Annotated in this window: 26 protein-coding genes; 2 read left to right on the top strand and 24 right to left on the bottom strand. The window is 46.5% G+C overall.

All coding sequences use genetic code 11. The features are described from left to right. The first annotated feature begins 188 nt into the window (after positions 1–188). Positions 189–566: a hypothetical protein gene (locus tag ACH2BK_RS00130; RefSeq protein ID WP_395001626.1), complete on the top strand. Its 378-nt coding sequence runs from the start codon at positions 189–191 to the stop codon at positions 564–566. 659 nt (positions 567–1225) lie between these two features. Here ACH2BK_RS00130 and ACH2BK_RS00125 read toward each other — a convergent pair. The 6 genes from ACH2BK_RS00125 to mltG all read right to left on the bottom strand — a co-directional run bounded on the left by ACH2BK_RS00125 (position 1226) and on the right by mltG (position 6207). Then, on the bottom strand, positions 1226–2335 hold the full coding sequence (locus tag ACH2BK_RS00125) for a DegT/DnrJ/EryC1/StrS family aminotransferase (RefSeq protein ID WP_395001625.1): 1110 nt from the start codon (positions 2333–2335) through the stop codon (positions 1226–1228). Between the two features lie 14 nt (positions 2336–2349). After that, positions 2350–2901, bottom strand: coding sequence for a 2-oxoacid:acceptor oxidoreductase family protein (locus ACH2BK_RS00120; protein WP_394996318.1), 552 nt, complete (start codon positions 2899–2901; stop codon positions 2350–2352). Position 2902: 1 nt separating this feature from the next. After that, a complete protein-coding gene (locus tag ACH2BK_RS00115; protein ID WP_394996320.1) occupies positions 2903–3730 on the bottom strand; it encodes a 2-oxoglutarate ferredoxin oxidoreductase subunit beta in 828 nt (275 codons plus the stop codon). A 1-nt stretch (position 3731) separates the two neighbouring features. Then, positions 3732–4856 (bottom strand): 2-oxoglutarate synthase subunit alpha, encoded by a 1125-nt coding sequence (locus ACH2BK_RS00110; RefSeq protein WP_394996323.1) that lies wholly within the window; start codon positions 4854–4856, stop codon positions 3732–3734. A gap of 18 nt (positions 4857–4874) precedes the next feature. Continuing rightward, positions 4875–5189, bottom strand: a complete 315-nt coding sequence (locus ACH2BK_RS00105; RefSeq protein ID WP_394996326.1) for a 4Fe-4S binding protein — start codon at positions 5187–5189, stop codon at positions 4875–4877. A 190-nt stretch (positions 5190–5379) separates the two neighbouring features. Further along, a complete protein-coding gene (mltG, locus tag ACH2BK_RS00100) occupies positions 5380–6207 on the bottom strand; it encodes an endolytic transglycosylase MltG (protein ID WP_395001624.1) in 828 nt (275 codons plus the stop codon). A gap of 43 nt (positions 6208–6250) precedes the next feature. Between mltG and ACH2BK_RS00095 the strand changes: the two genes are divergently transcribed. Beyond that, a complete protein-coding gene (locus tag ACH2BK_RS00095) occupies positions 6251–9271 on the top strand; it encodes an AsmA-like C-terminal domain-containing protein (RefSeq protein ID WP_395001623.1) in 3021 nt (1006 codons plus the stop codon). On the opposite strand, the gene truA is transcribed toward ACH2BK_RS00095, so the two are convergent. From truA to ACH2BK_RS00005, 18 genes are all read right to left on the bottom strand, one after another. After that, positions 9252–9995, bottom strand: a complete 744-nt coding sequence (gene truA, locus ACH2BK_RS00090; protein WP_394996334.1) for a tRNA pseudouridine(38-40) synthase TruA — start codon at positions 9993–9995, stop codon at positions 9252–9254. The genes ACH2BK_RS00095 and truA overlap by 20 nt on opposite strands. 9 nt (positions 9996–10004) lie before the next feature. Then, positions 10005–11057, bottom strand: coding sequence for an LptF/LptG family permease (locus ACH2BK_RS00085; RefSeq protein ID WP_394996337.1), 1053 nt, complete (start codon positions 11055–11057; stop codon positions 10005–10007). Further along, a complete protein-coding gene (locus ACH2BK_RS00080; RefSeq protein WP_395001622.1) occupies positions 11050–11805 on the bottom strand; it encodes a prepilin peptidase in 756 nt (251 codons plus the stop codon). Before ACH2BK_RS00080 ends, ACH2BK_RS00085 begins: the two co-directional genes overlap by 8 nt. After that, entirely contained in the window at positions 11766–12419 is a 654-nt protein-coding gene (locus ACH2BK_RS00075; protein WP_394996341.1) for a protein-L-isoaspartate(D-aspartate) O-methyltransferase, read from the bottom strand. Before ACH2BK_RS00075 ends, ACH2BK_RS00080 begins: the two co-directional genes overlap by 40 nt. Positions 12420–12428: 9 nt before the next feature. Then, positions 12429–13163, bottom strand: coding sequence for a carbon-nitrogen hydrolase family protein (locus ACH2BK_RS00070; RefSeq protein WP_394996344.1), 735 nt, complete (start codon positions 13161–13163; stop codon positions 12429–12431). Then, positions 13153–14187, bottom strand: a complete 1035-nt coding sequence (locus ACH2BK_RS00065; RefSeq protein ID WP_395001621.1) for a ribonucleotide-diphosphate reductase subunit beta — start codon at positions 14185–14187, stop codon at positions 13153–13155. Before ACH2BK_RS00065 ends, ACH2BK_RS00070 begins: the two co-directional genes overlap by 11 nt. A 9-nt stretch (positions 14188–14196) precedes the next feature. Next, positions 14197–14538, bottom strand: a complete 342-nt coding sequence (locus ACH2BK_RS00060) for a DUF6394 family protein (protein ID WP_394996349.1) — start codon at positions 14536–14538, stop codon at positions 14197–14199. A gap of 18 nt (positions 14539–14556) precedes the next feature. Beyond that, positions 14557–15531 (bottom strand): protein translocase subunit SecF, encoded by a 975-nt coding sequence (gene secF, locus ACH2BK_RS00055; RefSeq protein WP_394996352.1) that lies wholly within the window; start codon positions 15529–15531, stop codon positions 14557–14559. 12 nt (positions 15532–15543) lie between these two features. Beyond that, positions 15544–17163, bottom strand: a complete 1620-nt coding sequence (secD, locus tag ACH2BK_RS00050) for a protein translocase subunit SecD (RefSeq protein WP_394996354.1) — start codon at positions 17161–17163, stop codon at positions 15544–15546. A gap of 14 nt (positions 17164–17177) precedes the next feature. Then, positions 17178–17492: a preprotein translocase subunit YajC gene (yajC, locus tag ACH2BK_RS00045; RefSeq protein WP_394996357.1), complete on the bottom strand. Its 315-nt coding sequence runs from the start codon at positions 17490–17492 to the stop codon at positions 17178–17180. Between the two features lie 82 nt (positions 17493–17574). Further along, on the bottom strand, positions 17575–18918 hold the full coding sequence (gene nhaA, locus ACH2BK_RS00040; protein ID WP_395001620.1) for a sodium/proton antiporter NhaA: 1344 nt from the start codon (positions 18916–18918) through the stop codon (positions 17575–17577). Positions 18919–18932: 14 nt separating this feature from the next. After that, a complete protein-coding gene (serA, locus tag ACH2BK_RS00035) occupies positions 18933–20513 on the bottom strand; it encodes a phosphoglycerate dehydrogenase (RefSeq protein WP_395001619.1) in 1581 nt (526 codons plus the stop codon). Between the two features lie 42 nt (positions 20514–20555). Continuing rightward, positions 20556–21020 (bottom strand): hypothetical protein, encoded by a 465-nt coding sequence (locus ACH2BK_RS00030; protein ID WP_394996367.1) that lies wholly within the window; start codon positions 21018–21020, stop codon positions 20556–20558. Positions 21021–21032: 12 nt separating this feature from the next. Next, complete coding sequence (locus ACH2BK_RS00025; RefSeq protein WP_394996369.1) at positions 21033–22697, bottom strand: 30S ribosomal protein S1; 1665 nt, start codon at positions 22695–22697, stop codon at positions 21033–21035. A 54-nt stretch (positions 22698–22751) separates the two neighbouring features. Next, on the bottom strand, positions 22752–23816 hold the full coding sequence (locus ACH2BK_RS00020) for an AI-2E family transporter (protein ID WP_395001866.1): 1065 nt from the start codon (positions 23814–23816) through the stop codon (positions 22752–22754). A 22-nt stretch (positions 23817–23838) separates the two neighbouring features. Beyond that, positions 23839–24969, bottom strand: a complete 1131-nt coding sequence (locus ACH2BK_RS00015; protein ID WP_395001618.1) for an Opr family porin — start codon at positions 24967–24969, stop codon at positions 23839–23841. Between the two features lie 57 nt (positions 24970–25026). Further along, positions 25027–25194: a hypothetical protein gene (locus ACH2BK_RS00010; RefSeq protein ID WP_395001617.1), complete on the bottom strand. Its 168-nt coding sequence runs from the start codon at positions 25192–25194 to the stop codon at positions 25027–25029. Positions 25195–25553: 359 nt separating this feature from the next. After that, positions 25554–25780, bottom strand: a 227-nt coding sequence (locus tag ACH2BK_RS00005; RefSeq protein WP_395001616.1) for a hypothetical protein, incomplete at its 5' end; no start/stop codon positions are given.

Raw genomic sequence — 25780 nt, 5'->3', positions numbered from 1 at the left:
GATTCTAAAACCCGCTTGTGTGCATGAGGGAAGGCTCTTTTTGCTTGCCCTGCGCTTAAGTTACAGGGCGGGTAGCCATTGCACAGATTTGGCGGGCTTGGGGAGGCTCACTACCGCTTAAAGCATAGCTCCTACTCCCCCGCACCCGCCAAAAGCTCCATTAAGCCCCACTGCAAGGACTAATTTTTTTGTGTGCAATATTGGCATTACAAAATCCACACCACGCCAAGAGAGCAAGCCAAGCGCGGAATGTAAGGAAAATACAGAATCTTAAGGAAGGCTTAGAATCTAGCGTGAGCAGCTTAGATTCAGATTCAGAATCTAAAGATTCACAAAAGCAAAATCTAGAATCTAGCCTCTTAGATTCACATTCTCACGGATATTCCCTAGATTCTCATCATCACTTGTTTGCGCAAAAAGAAAAGGGGTGTTATCCCCTCCCCGCACTCTCAAAGCCCCGAAAAAGTCTCCGCTGTTTTTGCTGCACTTTGCTTGCAACCCGTTGGGTCTTTTTGCGCAATCGGGGAGAGAGCCTCGCTTTTTCCTTGTCTAGTCAAAAATGCTAAAAATGCACTACTGCATTTTTTTAACGCATTTTTAACACCACGACAAGGGCGAGAGGTGGTATGCGCTGACGCGCTACACATTTTATTTGATTTTTGCGTTGCAAAAATGGCAGAATCTAAAGATTTTGCGTTGCAAAAATGGCAGAATCTAAAGATTTGGAATCTTTAGATTCTGCTCGGTATTGCGCTATCGCGCCCATTGATTGTATTTGGCAAAGCCTTGCTAAGATTTTTTGAAGTTGTGGATTGTGTAAATGTTCCAGATTCTGAATCTAAGTTGCTAAAACTAGAATCTAAACTTTCTTTAGATTCTAAATCCGCTTGAGGCTGCGCCTTGTTTTGAGATAAAAAAAAGGGGGGGGGGTGAAGTGAGGAAATCCCAAAGGATAAATCGGGGTTTTTGTTTCACTACGCTCACTTAAGCTAGGGCCAAACGAGGGGGCAAAGGGAACTCCTTAAGCGTAAGTGATTGAAAATCTAAGCGTAGATTCCCTAAAAAATCGCAAAAAACCGAGTACCCGCAAACACAGAATCTAGATTTTATAAGTAAGATTCTCCAATCCCATTAGCGGGAATTTGTGAGAAAAGTCGTGCCGAGGGGATTGAAGCGGGATTGTAAAACTACATTGTAATCTCTAGTGGGTGCGAACTCTGTGGTGTTAGCCTACAAAAGCGTTGAGAATCTCGGCGATTTTTTGCGTGTGTGCAAAGCTCTGGACTTGGCTTATAGGTAGGCTTAGAATCTCGCTCTGCAAGATCTGCGCAATGGGTAGCTCTAGGTGGTTGTAGCGCGCATAGACTTGCTGCTTATGCACAGGAGTGGGATAGTGGATAATACTCTGCACGCCATTGCGCGCTAGGTATGAGCGCAGCCGCTCGCGTGCCTTGGTGCGTATCACAAACAAATGCCACACATGCGAATGCGGACTGGAGGTGCGAAAATGCGGTAGGATGATCTCGCTATGACTAATTGAGCGTGCGTAAAGCTCGGCTATGGCGCGTCTGTGGGCATTATCAGAATCTAAAAGCGGCAATTTGGCGCGCAGCACGAGGGCTTGGAGTGAATCTAGCCGCGCATTAATCCCATCAAGCGTGTGCGTGTATTTGCTCACGCTTCCGGCATTGGCAAGACATCTAATCGTGAGGGCGAGCTCATCATCATCAGTCGTTATCGCCCCGCCATCGCCGAGCGCGCCGAGGTTTTTGGCAGGATAGAAGCTAAATGCGCCCGCATCGCCATACGCGCCCGCTCGCGTGTGGGGATCTCGCACATACGCCCCGTGTGCCTGCGCGCTATCCTCAATCACGAGGAGATTGTGCGCTTTGGCAAAGGCGTTGATTGCCTGCATATCGCACAGCTGCCCATACAAATGCACGGGCATAATCGCTCTAACGCGCGGTGTGAGGAGGGATTCTAACCTAGAGACATCGAGCAAAAAATCCCGCGCACTAGGCTCGGCAAAAATGGGAGTGAGGTTGTTTTGGGTGATAGCAAAGACGCTTGCGATATAGGTGTTGGTAGGGACGATGATGGCGTCCTCATCGCGGAGTTTGCCTAGCTGCTTGTAGGCTTTTAGGATAAGATAAAGCGCGCTTGAGCCGCTGCTCACGCCTATGCAGTGCCTAGAGCCACAATACGCGGCGAACTCGTGCTCAAAGCTCGCGCTCTCCTCGCCTTGAATGTATTGCGCACGCTGCACAAACGCGCCAAACGCACGCTCCAAATCAAAGCGCGCGTTGATCTTAGCAAGATCGATAAACGGGAACATCAATGCGCTAGATTCTATCCCAACGCTTGCATTGCGTATCTCTCGCCTAGCTCGAAAGCCTTTTTATTAAGATCCTTGACTTTGTCTGGGACTTTTTCTAACATAGTCTCAAAGACAAGATCTCTATTGACGCATTTTGTCATCGCCACCGTGATTGCGAGTGCTACGACAGACTGCGTTACGACATTGCCCACCTCTTCTTTGGCGATGGTAATGATGGGGATTTCATAGATTCTAAACTTCTTTTTGTCCTCATCGCTTGGGGTTACGAGATTTGGCTCCACGACGATGATATTACCCGCTTTGACACCGCCTTTAAAGGCATTGTAGCTCACTTGCGCAGTGGAGAGCATAAAGTCGATTTCGCCCTCATTGGCATACGGATACAAAATCTCCTCGCTATCGAGCAAAATATCCACCTTTGTGGGTCCGCCGCGCACTTGAGAAGTGTAGGTAGCGGCTTTGACACCATAGCCGTGATCTTTTATCTTAGCCTCTGCGAGAATCTCCCCCGCTAGCAGCACGCCCTGTCCGCCCACACCGGTAAAACGAAGTTGGTATTCCATCTTAATGTCCTCCCTTCGCTTGCGCTTTGGCGATCACGCCATCATAGGCTTTGCAGTATTCTATGCGGCTTGTATCGTGCTTGAGCACGCCAGTTGGGAATTTTCCGACTTTTTCCTCATCGCTTAGCGTGTCAAATTTGTTTTTGGATACGAGGCGAGATTCTATCCATTGGAGCATTTTTGTGGCGTCAGCCATTTTGTTTTTGCGCCCGAGATTCACGTGGCAGTTGCTATGGATATCAAAGAAGCTAAAGCCCTCGTGGCTAAAGCCCTCTACAAGGAGTTTTTCGATTTTTTTAGGAGAGATGACAGATTCTCTACCCACAAAGCTCGCTCCCGCTGCCATCGCGATTTGGCAAGGATCAAAGCTCGGATCGATATTGCCATATTGCGCAGTAACCGTCCAAAAGTCTTTAGGCGTCGTGGGGGAAGTTTGGGAATTTGTCAAGCCGTAGATGAAGTTGTTAATCAGCACGAGGTTGATATCGATATTCCTGCGGCAGGCGTGGATTGTGTGATTGCCACCAATAGCCATAGAATCCCCATCGCCCGAGATCACGACGACTTTTTTATCTGGATTAGCGAGCTTAATTCCTGTGGCATACGCTAGCGCCCTGCCGTGTGTGGTATGCACGGTGTTGCAATTCACATACGATGAGAATCTCCCGCTGCACCCAATCCCACTTACGATACACACATCATCCATTTTCCAACCCAAGCTATCTATCGCCCTAATCACAGACTTGAGCACCACGCCATCGCCGCAGCCCCAGCACCAAAGTGTGGGCATTTTGTCCATTCGCAAATATTCTTCGTAATTAAATGCCATCTTATAGCTCCTGTATTTTGTTGATGATTTCTTGAGGCGAGAGGCTTCGCCCATTTGCCTTGCCCAAAAACTCCACATTGCGCTGCATTACGCGCTCTACTTCGTGTAGATACTGCCCTTTATTAAGCTCTATAACGAGAATCTTCTCGATTTTTTTGCCCAGAGCTTGGAGCTGCTTTTGTGGGCTAGGCCAAATCGTTATGGGTCTAAACATACCCACTTTTTTGCCCTCTTTGCGCAGTGCATTGATCGCCTCTTTAGCCGCTAGAGACACTGAACCATACGCGATGATCGCCACTTGCGCGTCATCGAGCTGATATTCTTCATACTCCACGATATCATCGACATTATTTTCAATCTTGCTAAAAAGCCTATCGATGAGCTCTTGAGAGAGCACTTCATCCTCCGTGGGGAATCCCGTAGGTCCGTGATGAAGTCCTGTGATATGGTAGCGATAGCCTTTAAAAAATGGATTGAGCACCGCGGGCTTGCCTTGAGGCACGCCATAGGGCTTGTAGTCTTTGGGATCGCCCTTAAACTCCTCGCGATTTATAACCATCTTTTTGACTTCTTCCAAATCGGGGATAAGTGCCTTGCCGTGCATATGCCCCACCGTCTCATCGAGGAGCAAAAACACTGGCGTCATATATTTTTCGGAGAGATTAAACGCGCGTATGGTTTGCGTGTAGGCTTCGTTGAGATTCCCAACAGCAATAGCTATGGAGCAAAAATCCCCGTGGCTTGGGCTTTTTACCTGATTGAGATCGCCCTGTGAAACGCGTGTGGGCAAGCCCGTAGAAGGTCCCCCGCGCATCACATCGACTATCACTAAGGGAATCTCTGCCATAAACCCATAGCCCACCTGCTCGGCTTTGAGCGAGATACCCGGACCTGAAGTCGCAGTCATCGCCTTTTTCCCACTCATCGCAGCCCCAAGCGCCACTGAAATGCCCCCAATCTCATCTTCCATTTGGATAAACTTCCCGCCAACCTTGGGGAGATTCACACTCATCTCGTGAGCAATATCGCTTGAAGGCGTGATAGGATACCCGCCAAAAAACATACAGCCCGCATCAATCGCAGCCTGCGCTACCAACTCGTTTCCGCCTGTAATAACCTCTCGCATTCTTTCTCCTTATGTAACTTAATCAACAATCATAAACTTATTGTCTTTGACACGCTGGGCGCGCTCTCTAGATTCTGGAGTGAGTTTGGCAAACTTAAACTCCTCTTTGCTCGCGACAAAAATCGCAAAATCTGGGCAATGCAACTCGCACTCATAGCAGCCTATACAGCTCTCTGGGTGCGCCACACTGATGATTTTGCCCAGAATCTTATGCTCATCTTTCCTCATACCCAATGTGCCGCTTGGACAGAGCGATACACAAATATCACACGCCTTACACCTCGTCTCATCGATCCAAACCGGAGTGTTTGCTGGAGCCTGTTTTAGTCCCATTTCCTCTTCCTTTCCTTAAAATTTTAATCTGATAATATTATCCCTTTTCGTTTAAAAAATGTGTAATTTTGCAAAAAAGCAAAAGGATTTGTTACATTTTGTATAAAATCTCTCTTACTTAGCAAATCACGCATTCTCTAAAGAAAACTCTAAATCTAAAGATAAAAAGTTAAATATTTGTTAAACTCTATCAAAAATTGTTCTTATGTTCTTGATAGGTTTTACTAAATGTGTGTGTGCCGTTTTTGTTACGCACAAAATACAAAAAATCCACATCCGCAGGCTCTAGCACAGCTTTGATGGATTGGATACTCGCGCTCGTGCAAGGATAGGGGGGGATACCCTTGTGCTTGTAGGTATTGCACGGATGAGAGTCGTTGCGTATGCGCTCTGGCGTGATTTTTTGGTGCGAGTAGATTCCATAATTGAGCGAGCCATCCATCTGCAGCGGCATACCAAGCTCTAAACGATTAAACACTACAGCCGCTACGATGGGCATTTCCTCGATATTAGCCGCCTCTTTTTGCACGATAGAGGCGATGGCGACATAATAAAACCACTGATCCCTATCGTATGCGCCCAAAAGCTTTGTGGCACTCTCCTCGTGCCATTTATACGATATTTGTGCTAGGAGCTTCATTAGCGCATCTTCATCTAAGCCCATTGGGAGCTTATAAGTCTCTGGGATAATCACACCTTCAGGCAGATGAAAATACCTCTCATAGGCTTCTTGGAGTTTTTGAGAATCTAGCCCATACACTCGCGCCACATCTTGCACAAAAAAGTGTAACGTCTCGCCCGGAATGAGCGTAATCTCTTTGGTAGCTGCCTTGGCGGTGCTTAGTCTTTGAAAAAACTCTAGGCGCGTGGGATTTGCCACGCCCAAATCCACAAACCCGCTCTGTGGCGTCCCCACAAACCGCATCACAAGCGCATCGAGCCTGCCAAATTGATCGCTTGGAATCCCCTCAATGGCGTTGAGATATGTTATAATAGACTTTATTGAGCCTTTTGGCACATGTATCACTTGAGGCATCACAATAGGAGTAGTGAGATAGAGTATGAGCCCACAGCACGCAGCAAAAAACAAACCAAATCCCACATACAAAACTCTTCTTAGTCTCTTTGTCTTTTGTGCCACGACTCTTGTCCTTTGTTTTCTGGGGTATAAAATCCTCAATGAGGGCATTTACAACCAAAGCATTTCCCTTGGTTTTGTCAAAATCGAGGGATTGTATCTCAAATTAGAAAATAAATTTATCGTGGATATCAAAAAAATCGATCTTTCCCAAAGCGGGCTATTCGCACAGGATGAAGACGAGACATATGACATCGCACAGAGCCTTGAAGAGTCCGTAGATTCTGTAGTGGATTGGGTGCAAAATATCTTTTGGGTGCTCTCTTATTTTCAGACTTTTAATATCCACGAGGCGATTTTCCCCGATGGCACGCAGCGCACGCTTCTGTATGATGGCTCAGATTATAGGATTTATGATCCACACTTTAGCGCGATCCTAAACACCGCCCAAAGCAGCAAGGACATCGCCCTAGAGATTCACTCCCTTACCATTCCTAAGCTCTCACTCAAAATCGAGGGCTATGTGCAATACCACATCAGCAAAAAATCGCTTGATATCCACTCTCTTAGAATCTCCCATACCAAAATCCTAGCCAAAGACACCAACACGCCAGCCTATGTGCAAATCACGGGCAACACGGATTTTAAAACCGCCGCGCTCACGCTCAACTCCTCGCGCCTAGGCGATATAGGATTTTTAAAGCCCTATATCACGCTCCTAGAAAACAAAACTCTAGAATCGTGGCTTTTTGAAAAAATCCGCTTTGAATCCGTGCAGCTCACAAATTTCACGCTCAAAACCTCCTTTAACAAAAACCTTATCCCCCATCTCCTCTCTAGTATGCAAGGCTCGCTCTCTATCCAAAATCCCAAAATCTACCTCGAGCCAAACACCGCGCCAATCCTCGCTCCAAGCGCGAGCTTGCACCTCTCTAACAAAGCTCTAGATATCGCCTTTAAATCCCCGAGTTTTGCAGGCTACGATCTTAGTGGCTCTGCCGTGCAGATAAAGCTCCCCATCAACCGCGCGCTAGAGGTATTTGTACAGCTACGCAGCAAGCAGCTCACGCTCGATAAACCACTCCTAGCCCTCCTGCACGATCTCATCGGCATTAGCCTCCCTGTGCAAACCCAAAGCCCGCTAGAAACAGCCCTAAATCTCACTCTTAAGCTCGATCACGAGACGCTACATCCCCACCTAAAAGGCACGATAAAGGGCAAAAATACCAATCTCACGCTTTTTGGGCAGCCAATCTCTGCGCAAGATATCCAAGCCACGCTCGAGATTGAAAGCGATAAAAAATGCCTTATCTCTATCACGAGTTCGCACGCCAAATACGCCGATATCCTCTCCACGCAGCTTATCTTTGATATAGACGCGATCAACCACACACTGCGGGGCGACTTTGCGATTTTGCACGCCGATTTGCTACCTTCTAAGATTTTCCCCGCACATCTAAAATACCCAAATCTTAAAGACATAGACACTAGCGATCCTATGACTAAGCGCATCGTGGAAGTCATCATCAAAGAAAACACCTCCACGCTCCCAAGTATCCTACAAATCCCGCCACTTAAGCAAGTCCAAAATACAGAATCTACTCACCCAAACGCTCAGCTAGATTCTCACACGCCCCTAGATTCACACCCCCTCCCCCAATCCCACCCTTTGCGCACCATCACGCTTGAGGGGAGTTTTAGGGACGATACGCTAAGCCTCTCCATTCCCGAGCTCTCGCTTGCTATTAGACAGGATTCTGCGCTGCATATCGCCCTATCGAGTATCGCCTCCCTCTATCCGCACTCCCCAATCCTGCAATACTTTGGTATCAAAAAGGGTAATCTCACGCTCCATAGCCAGCCCCAGCAATCAAATGCCATCGCCCTAGAAGCCAAGCTAGAAAATCTCAACTACCCCATTTATGACAAAAACAACCAAGTGCTTAGCGCATTAGAGATCGAAGGGCTCATCAATCCCGATGAAATCTCCCTTAGCACCAAAGACAAAAACATTAAGCTCCAAAAGCGGCACAACACCATATCGCTCGTGTTTGATGACTACAATCTCGATGTCGATCATTTGATGGAGAGCAAGATCCCCATACTCTATGAGATTTTTCACGAAGAGGGCGAGAGCAAGGCTTATACACCAGAAGAGATCGCTAGGCGCAAAACCTTCATAGCCCAAAAGCGCAAGTTTGAGCGCGAGCACCATATCACGCCACATATATTGTATTTAGAATCTAATGGTATGGATATTTTGTATGGGGACTTTATCATACCCACAGATTCTGCAACCATCACTATGCGCGATAAGCAAATCAACGCCAACGCCGCCTATGGCAACGGGATCGCAGATATCAATATCGCCTATGGCGAGGCACATATCACGCTTGATAACTTTAGCTCAAATTTTATCAACCAAGTGCTTTCTAAGCGTCTTTTCTCCGGAGGGCTTTTTGACTTCTCAGGCATACTCAAAGACAGAATCTTACAGGGCGAAGTCCGCGTGCAAAACACGACTTTTAAAGACTTTGCGATTGTGCAAAATATTATAGGGCTTATCGACACGATCCCATCGCTCATTATGTTTAAAAAGCCCGGTTTTAGCAACGATGGCTATGAGATAAAACAAGGGAGTTTTTTATTTTCTATGAATGATGAGTATTTGGGGTTTGAATCCATTAATCTCATCGGCACTGCGATTGATATTAGCGGCAATGGGCTTATCAACCTAAAAGAGCGCACGATAGACTTGCTGCTTAAGGCAAGCACGATGAAAGCACTCTCAAATATCCTCTCAAATATCCCCATTGTGGGCTATGTGATTTTGGGCAATGATGGCAAGGTAACGACGAATATCATCGTATCGGGCAATCTCGATAACCCCAAAACCGAAGTGAGCCTCCTAGAAGATGTGATCAATGCGCCCTTTAAAATGCTCCATAGAATCTTCGCGCCACTCGATAATATCGTCGATACGCTCATCGATGAGTCAAAGTAGGATAGCCAACCCCGCACAGATACAAGCCATTAGGACTTAGGGGCATTGTGTAGCTCTGAATCTTAGCATCGATTTGGGCTTGTAGCTGCTGCTTTGATAGCTCTGCACGCCCATAGCTAAACGCCGCGCCTAGCATTAGCCGCACCTGCGCGCGCAAAAATCCATTAGCGCGCAAATGCAAAACCAAAAAATCATCATACCTATATACATAGCTTTGCAAAATCTCACGCACGCAGTCTCTGCTAGGCGTGCCTTGCTTTTTAAATAGCGCGAAATTATGCCGCCCTCTAAAAAGGCTTAGAGCCTCACGCACCCTAGCAAGCTCCCCATATCGCTCATAGCTCACATAGCGCGCGATAAAAGGCTTTGGTGCGTGCAAGCTCACGATATAGCGGTAGGATCGCCACAGCGCGCAAAATCGCGGATGAAACTCCTCACTCACATAGCGCAAGGATACAAAAAAGATATGCGGGTAGCCCTTTTTGTTTAAAAGCGTGCGCAAATGCCCCAAATCCCACAGCCGCGCCACATCAAAGCTAACCATCTGCGCGGTGGCATGCACGCCTTTATCCGTGCGCCCAGCAGCCAAAATCTCTGAATCTATCCCCACGCTCCCTAAAATCTCTCTAAGCCTGCCCGCCACGCTGATGATACCGCGCTCTTTTTGGGGCGCAAACCCGCTAAAGGCACTGCCATCATAAGCGAGCCTTGCCAAAATCCTCATAGTGAGATTCTAATAATAACGCTTGATGGTTTTTGCATACAGCCAATACGAGAGCAAAAGCCATAACATAGGGATACACACCACGCCTAAAAACGGAAAATGCTCCGAGGCGATATGCACCATCACAAAATACAAAGTCGTAGCCCCAATCACATAAAAATACGACATATTGGATTTAAAACGCGGATTAGCAATCCCAAAGCTTAGTGCCAAAAACAGCGAGACAAGCGGGAATATCGAGACTAAAATCGCTTGAGAGATTTTGCGCTCTTTAGATCGCACACCTGAAGGAATCTCTTTGCGTGGCAAAGAAGTGATAGTGTATTCAAAAGCCTCCTGCCAATAGCTAAGCAGATCATATCCACTTAGTTGCGGCTCACCAAGGATTTGGCGCACATTCATATGATCATAGATTATCTTGCGTATTTCATTGTCTTGAGCGAAATACACATCGCCGCGCTCTAGCAAAAGCTCAAAAAGCCCATTTTGGTTTCTCGTCCTGCCATCTTGGGCGATCACAAAGCTTTCAGAATCTTTGTCTTGGGAATAAAGAATGAGATTTTTGTATTTTCTATCCTTGACTTCATCGACATACACAAGCCACTCCCCGAGCTTTTGTCCCAACTCGCCAGCCCTTAGATTCACATCGATATCCGCGCGTTTTTTTGCCACGAAGTTTTTAGAAGCACTATTAGAAAGCGGCACGAGCACGAGCGAAAACACGAGCAAAATACAAGTGGCAATAATGGTAATGGGCAAAAAAGCCTTGAGAATATCTAAGGGCTTAATCCCTAGTGCAAAAAACACCATCATTTCATACTCGTATGAGAGCCGCGCAATCCCGAGCGTGAGGGAAGCAAAAAAGGTGATGGAGATGATAAAAAACACGCTCCCGGGCAGAGAATACGCAAAAAGCGCGAACAAGTCCAAAAAGCTCATCTTAACGACATAAGTCCGCCCCGCAATGCTGATGATAAGCACCACCGAGGCGATAAAAAGCAACACCAAAAAAAATGGAAAAAAGAGTTGCGAAAACGACAAAAACATATATCGCTTAAACATACCACGCTCCGCTATAAAGTGCCGCCCACGCTAGGGTATGCAAATCCCCAACATAGGTTATGAGCACCCCTACAAAAAGATAGCTCACAAAGGCAATGGCGTGAGGGCGCGCCTTTGAGATGAGGGCATAAAAAAATGCGATAGCTAATACCAAGCAGCTCGCCACAAACACGCTCACAAGAGCAAAAAACACTCCAAACACAAGCCCAATGCCACCAAGCACGATGATATCCGCCTCGCCTAGCACGGGTTTTTTAAACACAATCTCGCCAAAAAGCCCCAAGGCAAATGCCCCGCCCATAAGTGCTAACGCATCGCGTATGTGCGCCCAGATAAAGCTAGCAGGCATAGCGATACTCGCAACACACGCACACCCAAGGACAAAAAACACCACCAACACAGAATCTGGCAGTGCCAAATACACATAATCAAGATATGCCATCACAAAAAGCACGGAAAGCGAGAGGTAAATGAGGAGATTGTGAAAAATCTGATATCTGTTGGGGGCTATAGATTCTATAAATGGGCTAGGTTGCAGGGAGAGCACCAAGGCGAGCAAGGCGAGATTAGCCACAGAGGAAAGCGCACTAGAGCACGCAATGGAAAAGTGCAGGTAACGACGCATACACAAGGCAGTAAATCCCACGCCACACAGCACAAACACACAACACGCTCCCAACACTGCGAGATTTAAGCCCAAATCCACGCTCACGCCCCCTGTGTGCGATAGGGCACGATGCCATTGCACACATTGACAAATGAGCATTGTGTGATCACTAAAGGCGTGCCCAAAACGCCATTTTGCTTGACAAAGCGCGTGATGCGCTGCCCTGCTGCATTGCTCTCATCAAATATCGGTGCAAGCAGTATGCCGCCCTCTTTGAGCTGGGCTATGAGTGCTGGCGGGATCTCCCTCGCACACGCGCTAAAGAGTATCGCATCAAAGGGCGCGTGCTCAATCCAGCCATTTTGCCCATCATCAAATTTCGCAAAGATATTGTGTGCATTGAGCAGATGAAAGCGGCGCTTCGCCTCGATGAGCAGCGGCTCAATGCGCTCTATGGTATAGACATATTTAAAAAGATGGGAGAGCACCATCGCCTGATAGCCACTCCCACAGCCCACCTCTAGCACGCTCTCCCCGCCCTCAGCTAGCAAAGACTCGCTCATAATAGCCACCGTGAGCGGCGAGCTAATCCATTGAGAATCTTCTAAGGGCAGAGGATCGAGGCTATAGGCTCTACTCCCCAAGCTCGGTGGGACAAAAAACGCCCTATCCACGCTGCCTAAAGCCTTAGCCACTGATGGCGAGAGCTTGACACACTTCTGAATCTCTGCCACCATTTTTGTGTTTGCATACATCAACGCCCTTTAGAGATTGATTGGTATGCCAGTTTGTATGTATTTGCGCATTTTAGAAGTCTCGTGCAAATCCACTTGAGCCGAGATGATTTCTTTTTTGTCATTTTTATACACTATGCCATAGGGCGTGATCACAGCACTGCCCCTTGCCATCGTCTCATTTGCCCCATCGCTTGCCACCACAAAGCTTTGATTAGCGATCGCTAGGGCTTTGCAAAGCGTCTCAAACTGATCCTTGCGCTGCTTGCCCCATTGCGCGGGGATAAAGATAATATCCGCCCCCTGCACGCGCTTCCACAAATCAATAAAACGCAGCTCAAAGCAATTTAGCGCCGCACATTTGAGTGAATCCACATAAAAAGGCACGATCTCATCTTCTAGCCCAGCCTGAAAATGCAGCTGCTCATCGCCTAGAGTAAAAAGCTTGTGTTTGGATTGCTTATGGATGAGCTCGCCCTTATGAAACACTTTAAGATTATTAAAAAAATGCTGATGGTTTTTTTCTATCATTGTTGTGATAAGCGTGTGGTGCTTGCTAGCCTCTAGGAGTGCTTGCGTAGCGAGTTTGGCAAACTCCGCGGCTTCCTCCATACGCTGATAGGCAAACCCGCTAAACACCACCTCGGGCGTGCAAATGATAGAATCTTCTTGGCATTGCTCTAAGAGCGTGAGCACCTTTTTTAGATTCAGTTCAAAGTCTGTCCCGATTTTTACTTGCAGTGCGTATAGTTTCTTAGAAATCATCAAAATCTATGCTCCCTTTTGCGTAATTTGTCACCTTAGCTTCAAAAAAGTTTGTTTTTTGATCGTTAAAGCTACTAAACTGATCCACCCATTTGATGGGGTGTGAGACATTATAAAGCTTAGGCAATCCCACTTTGTGCATACGATTATCAGCTAGGTATTGGATATACTGCCCGATAATCTCGCTTGTAAGCCCCAGAATCTGCCCCTGCGTGATATACTCTCCCCACGCGCTCTCCACCTCCACAGCTTTTCTAAAGAGCTCTATCACTTCTTCTTTGAGAGCGTTTGTGAAGAGATCGTCGCGCTCTTTGCGCACGGAATTAATCATATTTTGGAAAAGCACGAGGTGGGTTACTTCATCGCGTTGGATAAAGCGTATCATCTGCGCGCTCCCGAGCATTTTGCCACTACGTGCGAGGGTGTAAAAATAACAAAACCCGCTATAAAAATAAATCCCCTCTAGAATCTGATTGGCAAACATTGCTTTGAGTAGATTGTGCTCTGTGGGGTTTTTGGCAAGATCGAGATAGACATTTGCAATATAGTCGTTTTTGCGCCGTAGCTGCATATCCACGCGCCACATATTATAAATCTCATCGGTGTTTGCCGAGATAGATTCTACCATCACCGCATAGCTTTGAGAATGCAGTGCCTCCTCATACGCCTGACGCACAAGCACGAGATTAATCTCTGGGCTTGTCATATAGGGATTGACATTGTCTATGAGGTTGTTTGTCTGCAGCGAATCCATAAAGATAAGCTGTGCGAGTGCCCTATCATAGCCGAGCTTTTCTTGTGGTGTGAGCCCGCCGTTATAATCGCGCTTATCGGCATTCATATTCACTTCTTCAGGGAACCAAGTGTTGGCGAGCATTTTTTTCCATAGAGTGTAAGCCCACTGATATTTGATTTTGTTGAGATCAAACATACTCGTGGGATCGCCCCCAAAGATTTTGCGCTCATTCACGCTCTCGGTGCTTTCTGGATTATAAATTTTTTTGCGAAACACTTCTTTTTCCATACACGCCCCTTATATATCCTCTTGATTGTCCTTGACGCTCTCAAGCACCAATAGGAGCAGCGATAGGGCGTTTGCCACCACCGCACCCAGCACAATCGCATACGCCAAATGCAGAGATTCAAAGACTTGTAAGACAATAAAGCCGGCCACAAGGTGCAGCACACCAACAAGCAAAGTCGCTAGAATCTCTGCCGATAGGGAGCTTTTGACACCAATCCTTAGCGTAACGCACACGAAATTTACCGAAGCTGCCAAAAACAAAATGATGACATTGTTTTCATACAAAAACACCACATTAAGCGTCAAGCCAAACATACTAAAAAATACAAAAAACACTCTGCCCCAATTCATACCATACCCCTTTAGAATCTACACTCTACCATTTTCATACATAGCTCTTAATCGCTTCTTTTCCTCTTGTTTTTTGAGCTTTTTCATCTCTTTTTGGTAATACTCCTCGAGGCTAAAGCCAAACAAAAGAGCCAAGCGCGGAGCGACAAACATAGAGCTATATGTCCCCACAATCACGCCAGCGAGCATAGGCAATGAAAATCCTTTGATAATCTCCCCGCCAAAGAGATAGAGTGTCAAGACGACAAAAAACACCGTGAGGGAAGTGAGCAGCGTGCGTGAAAGCGTGCGCGAGACTGCTTCATTAATCACATAGCGCATATCACTCATACGCTTTGAGAGCATTTGCTCGCGGATTCTATCAAAGATGATAATCGTATCATTGATGGAATACCCTATGAGCGTCAAAAGCGCGGCAAGCACCTCGAGATTAAAATCAATATCAGCGATAATCACCACTGCCGAGGCGAGTATCACATCGTGAATTAATGCCATAATGCCCGCTAGCGAAAACCTCCACTCATAGCGAAACGAGATATACACCATCATCGCCACAAACGCAAGCACAAGCGACAAAATCCCCTTGCGCTTAAACTCATCGCCAACCTTTGCTCCTATCTCATCATTGCGTCGTATGCTAAACTCCCCTGTGGGTTTTAGAATCTCTTGCACCATTTGCAATGTCGAGCCTTGGGGATTTTCCACCAAAGGAAGTTTGATAAGCACTTCATTTGGCGAGCCAAACTCACTGACTTGAAAACCCTTAAAAGTCTCATAGCGCGAGAGAATCTCCCGAATCTGTGGTATGGGAGCCTGTGGCTGCGTATCGTATTGAATCTGCACGATACTCCCACCCGCAAAGTCAATACCTAGCTTAAAATCCTTAATCACAATCAATGCCACAGCACCTATGCACAAAATAGCAGAGAGGATTAGCCCATAAGAGCTGTATTTGGCAAAGTCATAGACTTTTATTTTTTTAAAGACTTCCATAACGCACCCCTATTATATATTCTTGCGCGATGGCTTTGGGGATTTGTCTGAACCAATGCTATCGTTGCTAATCCCAAACCATAGATGGAGATTGTGAGTTTTGGCAAGCCTTGACAAAAGCGCGAGATAAATCCCGTGTGTGCCCACAATGGCTGTGAGGATAGAAGCCACAATCCCCAAACTCAAAGTAATCGCAAAGCCCTGTATCGCGCCCGTGCCATTGGCATAGAGCAAAAGCGCTGCCAAAAGTGTCGTGATATTTGAATCAAATATCGCGCGCGAGGCGTTTGCATAGCCTATCTCTATGGATTTAGCGATAGTATTGCCAAGCCGCAGGGCTTCTCTAATGCGCTCGTTTATGATGATATTTGCATCGACTGCCATACCCACAGTGAGCACGATCCCCGCCATACCCGGCAGCGTGAGTGTGGCTCCAAATAGCGACATAACGGCTATGATTAACACGATATTGACAAACAACGCGCCCACAGCGATAAGCCCCGCAATGTTGTAATAGAGCACCATAAAGACAACCACCATCACAAAGCCACTCACAAGCGCGATAAGTGAGGCTTTGATACTATCCGCTCCTAGACTTGGACCCACGCCGCGTTTTTCGATAACCTCCATAGAGGCAGGGAGCGCGCCACTTTTGAGCGTGATGGACAAATCCGCCGCGCTGTTTTTGTCAAAGTTTCCGCTTATTTGCCCGCTATCGCTTATCCTAGCGCGCACTGCAGGAGCAGAATACACCTTGCCATCAAGCACGATAGCAAGCCTTTTACCGATATTTTTGCCCGTGAAATTCCCAAACTGCTGGGCTCCGTCGGAATTGAGCGTGAAATTCACTACATATTTGCCATTGCTATCGCGCGCAGGCGAAGCACTAGAAATCGCAGAACCATCTAAAATAGGCACCTTTTTGACAAGCAGCAGCGCGCCCTCGCCCTCATCTTGGGCAAAGGGTAAAATCACATCGCCATAGCTCTCCGCCTCACTCTCACTCATCAGATTCACGCGCGCATTGCGATCCTCATCCACTGCCATAAACTGCAAATGCGAGGGCTTAGAGATGAGAGCACGCAGGCGTTCCTCCTCCTCTGGCGTGTTTTTGCCCGGCACTTCCACGAGGATATTTTGCTTCCCTCGTTTGGTAACGCTTGGCTCCTGCAAGCCAAAAATATCTAGCCGCTTTCTAATCGTGCTAATGGCTTGATTTATCGCATCTTCTTCTATTTTGGGGATCTCTTCTTGAGTAAAGGCAATGCTAAAGACATTATTTTGCTCAACCACGCTCAAGCCCTCGTATTTTGAGAGAATCTGCTCTATCTGGGGCTTTTCCTTTCTATCAAACATCTCAAAGACGATGCGATCTTCTGCAATCCTTACAGAATCTATCAAAATCTTCTTATCATTAGTCTCATAGGCGATACTTGAAGCTAGGGAGGAAAGCCGCGCTTTGATCGCCTCATTGGTTTTAACCTCTAGGAGGAGATTAAGCCCACCTTGTAAATCAAGCCCTAGGGTAACCTTGCGCCCGGGTGTATCAAACACGGAGGGGATACTCAGCACAACTCCTATAATCGCTACGAGAATAAGTGTCCATAAACGATAATTAAAAGCCTTTTTCATTAAACAACTTTAGGTTATTTTGTTTCTTGCTCATCGAGTTTATACGCCACAAATTCCTTAGAAAGCTTTACTATCGTATCGTCATTAAGTCTAACGCTAAAAAAATTCTCCTCAGGTTTTACCACCTCGACTATCAAGCCGCCTGTTGTAATGATTTTATCCCCTTTTTTGAGGTTATTAATCATCTCTTGGTGCTTCTTGCGCCTTGAGTTTTGCGGACGAATGATGAGGAGATAAATGAGGGCGATGAAAAATAAAATCGGTGCCAAACCTATAAGGGTTTCTTGCAAGCCTCCTGCTTGCTGCGCTGCTTGTGCTTGTTGATCCATAACAATCCTTTCGGTGAAAAATTAGAAGTGCGATTGTAGGCTAAAAAAGCTTTGTAAAGTGTTAAATCTCCGCAAAAATAAGCTAAGCATTCTTGCTTTTTTGCAATGCCAAAAACGCTGCGCCTAGCACCCCTGCCACGCTTGAAGCAAGCAAAATTGAGATTTTTGCCACATCTTGAGAATCCGCACTTTCAAAGGCGAGATTTGAGACAAAAATCGACATCGTAAAGCCAATGCCCCCTAGCATACCCGCACCAAAAATATGCCCCCAACTCACGCCTTGTGGGCGCGCCGCTATGCCGAGTTTCTCGCATATAAAGGTAAAGAGAAATATCCCCACGGGCTTGCCCACCACAAGCCCCAAAAACACACCAAGCATAATGTGATCGATCCCAAAGCTCACTTCGCCGCGTATATCCACCCCCGCATTTGCAAACGCAAAAAGCGGCATAATGCCATACGCACAAATGGGCTGCAGCGCATGCTCAAGGCGCAAAAGCGGGTTTTGCACTTCAAGTGAATCTTTGGCTAGAGTGCTTACGATATGGACTTGTTCATTGGTGAGCAGCGCGTTTGTGCGATGAGTTTTGTCGAGATTCTTAAAGTTTTGTGGCAATGTCTCAAGCAGGGCGATAAAATCCCCGCTCTGAATCTTTGGCTGAATAGGAATGCAAAATGCCAACACAACTGCCGCGATAGTCGCGTGTATGCCGCTATGATGCACACAAAACCACAGCAGCACGCCCACGCTAAGATACACGCCAAGGCTGCGCACGCCTAGCTTATTGAGCAATACCAAAAATCCCACCACGCACACAGCCCCTACGAGCCACGCTAAATGCAAGCCCTCGGGCGAGGGATACGCCGTCGCAATCACAATAATAGCCCCCAAATCATCTGCCACCGCAAGCGTTACCAAAAACACTTTTAACGCCATAGGGACGCGCTTACCTAGGAGCAAAATCACCCCAAGCGCAAAGGCAATATCTGTCGCCATAGGGATCCCAAATCCGTGCCATGATGGCGTGCCGGCATTGAGGCTAAAATAAATAAGAGCAGGGACTACCATACCCCCTAGTGCGCCTATAACGGGAAAGGCAGCTTTTTTGAATCCTGATAAATCGCCAAAGAGCACTTCGCGCTTAATCTCTAAGCCCACCATAAGAAAAAAAATTGCCATTAAGACATCATTAATCCAATGATGCACACTAAAGCCATAAAAATGCTCGCCAAAGCTAATGCCTAGATTCTCATTCCAAAGCCAAAAATACCACTCTGACAATGGCGAGTTTGCCACCACCATAGCACACACCGCACACAAAAAGAGCAAAATCCCGCTAAAAGATTCTGCCTTGATAAATGCAGCAAAAACCTCCCTAAGACTACGCTTGGTGATATCCTCAATATACTGATTGCGCACGCTCATCGCTCTTAAATCCCCTAAATCACGACATACCTAAGCCCTAGACACGCAGGGATAGATTCCAATTCTTGCAACACTTCTACAGAAACATCATCATCGACAACCACCACTGCGAGAGCCTCTTTGTCCTTGCGCGCTAGGCGGAAGTCCGCGATATTGATTTTGTGCTTAGCGAGCGTGTTTCCTACCATTCCTATCACGCCGGGCACATCGGTATTCCTAAAGAGTATCATCTTGCCCGTTGGCTCAATGTCAAAGACAAAGCCATTAATCGTGGTAATACGCAAATATTTTTCCTCAAACACCGCACCTTCAATGCTAAAGACATCTTGCTGCGTGCTTAGAGTGATTTTGATATGATTTTTGTAAGTTTGGGAGAGCTCCTGCCCCACAAACTTCACTTCCACGCCTCTCTCTTGTGCCACAAACGGAGCATTTACATAATTGATATGATCTCCTAAGCTCGCACTTAGCGCGCCAACGAGCGCGAAAGTCTTTAGTGAATCTCCATAGCGACTTACCTCCCCATATGCCGTGATCTCTAGCGATCTAAACGCGCCCTTGTTTGCCTGTGCGCAGATAAAAGAGAGCTTTTGTGTCAATTCCAAATAGGGCTTGATAGCACTGGGCAAATCCACTTCTTTGATAGGGAGATTGAGTGCGTTAGGATAGCTTGAGCCGCGCGCAGATTCTATCGCGGCGTGGGCAGCTTCTATGGCGATTTTTTCTTGAGATTCTAGGGTATTGGCACCTATGTGCGGCGTTACATAGACATTTGGCAAATCAATGAGTTTATTCTCAATTGCCGGCTCTTTACTAAACACATCAAGCCCCGCCCATCGGATCTTGCCACTTTGTAAGCCCTCATACAAATCCTCTTCATTATACAGCCCGCCTCGCGCGCAGTTTATGAGGATCACGCCATCTTTCATCTTAGCGATTTCTTTGGCAGTGATCATATTTTTGGTTTCATTGTTTTTGGGCGTGTGGATGGTGATGATATCACACCCCAAAATATCCTCGAAGTTGCTTGTGTAGCGCACACCCGCATCGATTGCCTTAGAAGCGTCGATATAGGGATCATAGGCGATGACTTCCATCTCAAACGCCCTAGCTCTCTTGCCCACTCTGCTCCCGATATTGCCAAAACCAATAATCCCCAAGCTCTTGCCCTTTAGCTCAGTGCCATACCAATCCTCTCGCTTCCATTTGCGCTCATTTTTGAGCTGCTGATTTGCTCCGGGGAAGTTTCTCACGCTGCTAATAAGATGCGCCATCGTGAGCTCCACTGCTGCTATTGTGTTTGCCGTGGGGACATTCATCACCACAATGCCTTTTTTGCTACAAGCTGGGATATCGACATTATCCACGCCCACGCCCGCACGCACGATGCTTTTTAGATTCTGTGCGTGCTCCAAAAATGCCTCATCGACATCCGTCGAGCTCCTCGTGATCACGACATCGGCATCTTTGATAGCCTTGCGCAGCTCATCTTTGGGCAAAGACGCTAGATTTTCAAACGCAATATCATTTTGGGCCTGCAAAAGATCCAAACCACTCTGATGGATATGATCACACACCACGATTTTTAACGCCATTTCACACTCCTTACATCAAAGATTGGATTATTATATAACACTTCAGTTGAGAATGTATTGGATTCTGTAGTATTGCAAGTCGTTGAGAAACTTTTGCAACACCACATCATTATCGATAAACACCATAAGGCGTAGCACATCGCCACTTTTGTAATAGGTGCTTTCAAGCTTGTTTTGTTTGAGCACCTGCGCGACACAAAAATATTTATACTCGTCTAAGTCCTTGATCTCGATACTTCTCATCGCATTTTCTTGGGGATTTTTGGCAAAGTCAAACTTCACAAATAGCTCTGTGGCGGGATACTGAAACGACTCGTTAGAAGAGGGGGGGAAGCTCTTAAGCCACATATCATTATGCTCGATCTCACTCATCTGCACATTATCCGCAATCTTAGAGCCAACAGAGGGAGAGCGTATAAGCTCGGTTTTTTGATACACGATAAAAGCCCCGCTAGCTAGTACCCCGAGGCTAAAGAGAAAAACAAATATCGTGAGAATTTGCTTCATACCTCTTTATCCCTACATTTGGTTTTTTATCTTATCTCCTAGCGTCATTCTCTGCTCGCTCGCTTCATTAAAGGCGCGCAAACTTTCTTTTTCTTGCTGCTTTTGCAAGCGCTTGATAGAAGCACGGATTCTATTAGCCCTTTCATCGATAGAGAAAATCACGCACTGCACGCTATCGCCCACCTTTAGCGTTTCTTTCATCTCTTGGGGGATATCCTCATTTTTGATAAGCACTTCATTGCCATCAACCCTGACAAAAATCCCAAAGTCCTTGATCTCTGAAAGCTCACCTTCCACTATCTCATCAATACGATGCGCCTTGCCAAAAATAGCTGCTGGAGAATCTCCCAAAAGCTTCTTGCTAAGAGAAATGCGCTCATTTTGCACATCGATTTTTAGAATCTTCACCTCGACTTCATCGCCCACTTTTAGCACATCTCTAGCCTTGATACCCCTATCCCACGATATATCCTCATTATGGAGCAGTCCATCAACCGCGCCGATATTCACAAACGCACCAAAATCCGTGATGGTTACGATTTTGCCCTTTAGCACATCGCCCTCTTTGTGCTCTTTAGCAAAAGCGGCAAAGGGCTTATGGGTAAGTTTTTTGAGTGAAACGCGTAGGCGACGATTTTTGCTATCGATCTCGATAATCTCCACATCAATCTCCTGATCGACTTTGAGATAATCGCTGGGATGCTTGATATTCTTATCCCACGAGATCTCTGAAATGTGCAAAAACCCCTCGATATCATTCCCCAAATCCACAAACGCGCCATACTCCTCGATATTGCTCACCGTTACCTTGATAGTGTAGCCCACCTCTAGCTCTTTTTCCACTTCTTTCCACGGATCTTCGCTCAAAGCCTTCACAGAGAGTGATAATCTATGCTTTTGCTCATCATAGCCTAGAATCTTCACTTTGATTTGCTGCCCGAGACTAAAGCTCTTTTGAGGGTTTGCCACGCCCCTGTGGCTAATCTCTGTGTAATGCACGAGCCCCTCTACATTCTCTATATCCACAAACACCCCAAAGGACGCGATTTTTTTCACCACGCCTTCATAGATTCTATCGCCAGCGAGCAGTTTCTCCACCACTTCTTTTTTGGTGCTCTTATCGATATCAAAAAATCTCTTGCGAGAAACGATGATTGAGTTTTCTTGGGGATCTATGTGTGTGATGGCGACTTTGTATGTCTTGCCCTCGACTTTCGCGCCTTCTTTAAACGCAGAATCTCTGCGCGGCAAAAACACATCCGCCCCATCATAATCCATCACATAGCCGCCCTTATTCCTTTTGAGCACCTTGGCTTCGATGACTTTATCCTGATAGCTCCCTGCTAGCTCCTCGATCTTTTGCTTGATTTTCTTGCTTCTTTGTGCTCTTGTGTAGGACACATATGGGCGGTTATCGCTCCCACTTGTATAGAGCTCGATCTCATCGCCCACATTAAAGAGCAAATTACCATCCTCGCCCCTAATCTCGCTTAGAGAAAGCATACTCTCGAGCTTGCTATAAGGCAGTGCTATCATCGCCAAATCCCTGTCTGTATCTATCTGTATAATCTTACCTATCTGCAAGCTGCCACTTGTGGTGTTTTTCTCGCGTGCGTCTAAGAGCTGCGCAAAATTCTCCTCTTCGCCAAAGTCCATATTGTCAAGATTCACTCTCATTCCAACTACCCTTCTCAAAATTTAGTTTAACGCTCAATTCTAGCCTAGCAATGCTTAATTTTTCATAGCATTGCGCTCAAAATCCTCCCTAAATGGAAAAATTATCTTTTTATACACACGCAAAAGCGCGATAAAAAGCGCGGTGATGATAGGTCCTAGCACAATCCCCCAGAATCCAAACGCGCTCAATCCCGCCAAAATGGCAAAAAAGATAAGCATCTCATTGATCTGCAACGACGCCTTGAGAATCTTCGTCGTCATAAGCTTGATGATAAGCGGCTTGACGAGATTATCTATCACAAAGGCGATGAAAATCAAGCTATAGAGCGCGATGAAAAGCGCGGCATTGTAATCGCCCAAAAACAGCTCATACCCCACGAGCGGAATCCACACCAGCGAGCCTCCCACCACCGGAATGAGCGAGCAAAACCCATAGAGCACCCCAAAAAAAATCCCATCATACCCAAAAAACGCGATTGCCACACCAAAGCTAAGCCCCTGCAGCACGACATTAATCACTGAAGTATAGCACACCACTTTGAGCACGCCTAGCACTTCGTCAAAAACACCCTGCACCTGCCCCCTCTCAAAGGGAATGAGCGAGAGCATATAAGCATACAAACGCACTCCATAAAAATAAAAGAAAAACAAAAACACCACGATAAAGCCCGTATCGATGACAAATTCCAAGCTCCTCCTCCCGATAATCGAGCTAAAATTAAGTATATATGAAAAAATCTCAGAGCCAGAAATCTTGCTTAACGCGTCTTTGAGGCGTGTCTGAATCTCGGGCACATCGCTGCTCCACTCTAGGATTCTGCCCTTTAGCGTATCGATGATATTATTAAACCCAGCCAAATCCGCGCCTTGGATAAGCGCAATGAGGGAGTTAAACACAAACACCACGGGCACAATCAAAAAGAGCACTAAGATAATAGTGCTAAATAATGCCGCCAAAAGCTCATATCTCACATATTGTAAAAGCATATTCCTAAGCCCAAAAGTCGCCATACAAAGCAAGAGCGCGACTAGGAGATTCATCAAAAACGCATCATAGAGATAATAAATCCAATACAGCGTAAAGCAAAACACCAACCAAAAAAAATAAATCCCCTTCATCACGCCACCTCTTTAAACCTCGCTAAAAATTGTATTGCATAAACACGCGCCCTAGGAGATAATTCCTCCCATCACTTGCAAAAATATAATCATCAAGCGTGATATTTGCGTTATTGAGCATACCTATCAATCCACCGCCCACCCACACACCTGGCGCGGCGGCAAAGCGGGCATTTGCCTCCCAGTTGAAAATCTGCTTGACATCGATACTGGTGTAGCGGATAGCAGATTCTAAAACGATATGGTTTGTGAATGTGTATTCTAATACGCCATAGAAGGTGTTTGCATCGGCATAAAAGAGCCCCTCTCTACGCTCAAAATACGTGCTCTGCCCAAAGGCATCGATCCCGCTTGTGCCCTTTTCAGAGATGATGATAAGCCCCCCACCAAGCTTCACACCAGCCCACTTAATGCCCCCCTCAAGCCACACAAACCCGCTATCCCCATCGGTGCGGCTTTGCTCTATGACTTGGTTTTTGCCTATGTATGAGAGTAGATGGACATTTGTATAAAACGCAGAATCCCCGATTAAATCTTTTTCGAGATTAATCTTTATCCCAAAAGCCGTGAAGTAGTTTGGCGCGGCATAGACATAGGGCATAATTTGCATCGGTGCTTCAGGCACTCCAAGCCTTATCGCACCATAAAACACTCCGCTTGTGTCAAAGGGATTGCGGTATTCAGACATACGATAGTTGGTAACATACGCGTTTTTATTCACCCACATCACATTGAGTATGAGATTGGGTGCTAGCATAAAGTCTAGGCGCGCGCCTTGATTGTAGTATCTAATCCACTCGGTATTGGCATAAAATCTCCCAGCCTCTAGCCTCAAACGCTCATTATTGTCATAGCGCACATAGCCCTCTGTCCAGATAAAATCCTTCTTACTCGAGTCAAAATCCCCTCTTTGGTGCTCATACATACGCGCCGCTAGCCAAAACGATCCGCCAAAGCTAATCCCACTCGTGCTCACGGGAGAATCGTAGCCCACAGACACATTGACATCAGCGAAATTGGATCGCTTATCTGTCATATCTTGGTAGTAGATTGAGAAATGCCCGCGCGGCTTACCCATCAGGAGATAGTCCCCCGCACTCACCGCGCCCAAAATCTGCACACCAAGCGCACAAGCTGCTATCCATAATCTCAAACCAAATCCTTTTGTCTTTTGTATTTGCGAGACTTCAGCAAAAACGATTCCATATATTTAATGCAAGTTTTTGCTAGGGCAAAAACTTGTTGCCGCTCGCGGAGAGTGAATCTCCGCTCGCTCCGCTGCGCGAACATACACGGCGTTTTTAAGCGAGATTCTGTAATTGCCTAGTGTCATCGCGTCAGGAACGCGATTTGGGCTAGCACCTTTTCTATAAACCAAAGCTTTCTAGTCATTTAATGCAAGTTTTTGCTAGGGCAAAAACTTGTTGCCGCTCGCGGAGAGTGAATCTCCGCTCGCTCCGCTGCGCGAGCCCATCATTTTATGCAAGTTTGTTTTACAAACTTGGTATCGGGGCGTGAGGCAGAGCCTCCCACCCCTCCGCTGCGCGTGCATACATAGAATCTAAATGCGAGATTCTGTGATTTTTTGGTGTCAGCACGTCAGGAACGCCCCTTGGGCTAGCGCATTTTCTATAAACCGAGCCTAGATTCTAAGCAATCTACAGAATCTACTGCTTCAAAAAACTTTGTGCAAGGCTTTGCCAAATATCAATAATAGTGCGTGCGCAAGCACGATGCCTAAGCAGAATCTAAAGATTCTAAATCTTTAGATTCTGCCATTTTTGCGCAGCAAAAATCACATAAAATGTGTAGCACGCAAGTGCATACCGCCCCTCGCCCGCTTCGTGGTGTGCAATCGTTGGGACAAGGAGGCGCTACTGCCTCCGCAACGATTGCGCTAGAAGCGGATACAGCGAGGCTCTCTCCCCGATTGCGCAAAAAGACCCAACGGGTTGCAAGCGAAG

This window comes from uncultured Helicobacter sp., from assembly GCF_949282165.1.
In the GTDB taxonomy this organism is placed as follows: Bacteria; Campylobacterota; Campylobacteria; order Campylobacterales; family Helicobacteraceae; genus Helicobacter_F.
Note: the sequence above shows the minus strand (reverse complement) of the source record. Positions and strands in the feature narration are given on the sequence as shown.

Excerpts from the sequence above, each read along its gene's own strand:
- ACH2BK_RS00125 (WP_395001625.1), bottom strand. The coding sequence starts at position 2,335 with ATGTTCCCGTTTATCGATCTTGCTAAGATCAACGCGCGCTTTGATTTG.
- ACH2BK_RS00120 (WP_394996318.1), bottom strand. The coding sequence starts at position 2,901 with ATGGAATACCAACTTCGTTTTACCGGTGTGGGCGGACAGGGCGTGCTG.
- ACH2BK_RS00115 (WP_394996320.1), bottom strand. The coding sequence starts at position 3,730 with ATGGCATTTAATTACGAAGAATATTTGCGAATGGACAAAATGCCCACA.
- ACH2BK_RS00110 (WP_394996323.1), bottom strand. The coding sequence starts at position 4,856 with ATGCGAGAGGTTATTACAGGCGGAAACGAGTTGGTAGCGCAGGCTGCG.
- ACH2BK_RS00105 (WP_394996326.1), bottom strand. The coding sequence starts at position 5,189 with ATGGGACTAAAACAGGCTCCAGCAAACACTCCGGTTTGGATCGATGAG.
- ACH2BK_RS00095 (WP_395001623.1), top strand. The coding sequence starts at position 6,251 with ATGAGCCCACAGCACGCAGCAAAAAACAAACCAAATCCCACATACAAA.
- truA (WP_394996334.1), bottom strand. The coding sequence starts at position 9,995 with ATGAGGATTTTGGCAAGGCTCGCTTATGATGGCAGTGCCTTTAGCGGG.
- ACH2BK_RS00085 (WP_394996337.1), bottom strand. The coding sequence starts at position 11,057 with ATGTTTAAGCGATATATGTTTTTGTCGTTTTCGCAACTCTTTTTTCCA.
- ACH2BK_RS00075 (WP_394996341.1), bottom strand. The coding sequence starts at position 12,419 with ATGTATGCAAACACAAAAATGGTGGCAGAGATTCAGAAGTGTGTCAAG.
- ACH2BK_RS00070 (WP_394996344.1), bottom strand. The coding sequence starts at position 13,163 with ATGATTTCTAAGAAACTATACGCACTGCAAGTAAAAATCGGGACAGAC.
- ACH2BK_RS00065 (WP_395001621.1), bottom strand. The coding sequence starts at position 14,187 with ATGGAAAAAGAAGTGTTTCGCAAAAAAATTTATAATCCAGAAAGCACC.
- ACH2BK_RS00060 (WP_394996349.1), bottom strand. The coding sequence starts at position 14,538 with ATGAATTGGGGCAGAGTGTTTTTTGTATTTTTTAGTATGTTTGGCTTG.
- secF (WP_394996352.1), bottom strand. The coding sequence starts at position 15,531 with ATGGAAGTCTTTAAAAAAATAAAAGTCTATGACTTTGCCAAATACAGC.
- secD (WP_394996354.1), bottom strand. The coding sequence starts at position 17,163 with ATGAAAAAGGCTTTTAATTATCGTTTATGGACACTTATTCTCGTAGCG.
- yajC (WP_394996357.1), bottom strand. The coding sequence starts at position 17,492 with ATGGATCAACAAGCACAAGCAGCGCAGCAAGCAGGAGGCTTGCAAGAA.
- nhaA (WP_395001620.1), bottom strand. The coding sequence starts at position 18,918 with ATGAGCGTGCGCAATCAGTATATTGAGGATATCACCAAGCGTAGTCTT.
- serA (WP_395001619.1), bottom strand. The coding sequence starts at position 20,513 with ATGGCGTTAAAAATCGTGGTGTGTGATCATATCCATCAGAGTGGTTTG.
- ACH2BK_RS00030 (WP_394996367.1), bottom strand. The coding sequence starts at position 21,020 with ATGAAGCAAATTCTCACGATATTTGTTTTTCTCTTTAGCCTCGGGGTA.
- ACH2BK_RS00025 (WP_394996369.1), bottom strand. The coding sequence starts at position 22,697 with ATGAGAGTGAATCTTGACAATATGGACTTTGGCGAAGAGGAGAATTTT.
- ACH2BK_RS00020 (WP_395001866.1), bottom strand. The coding sequence starts at position 23,816 with ATGAAGGGGATTTATTTTTTTTGGTTGGTGTTTTGCTTTACGCTGTAT.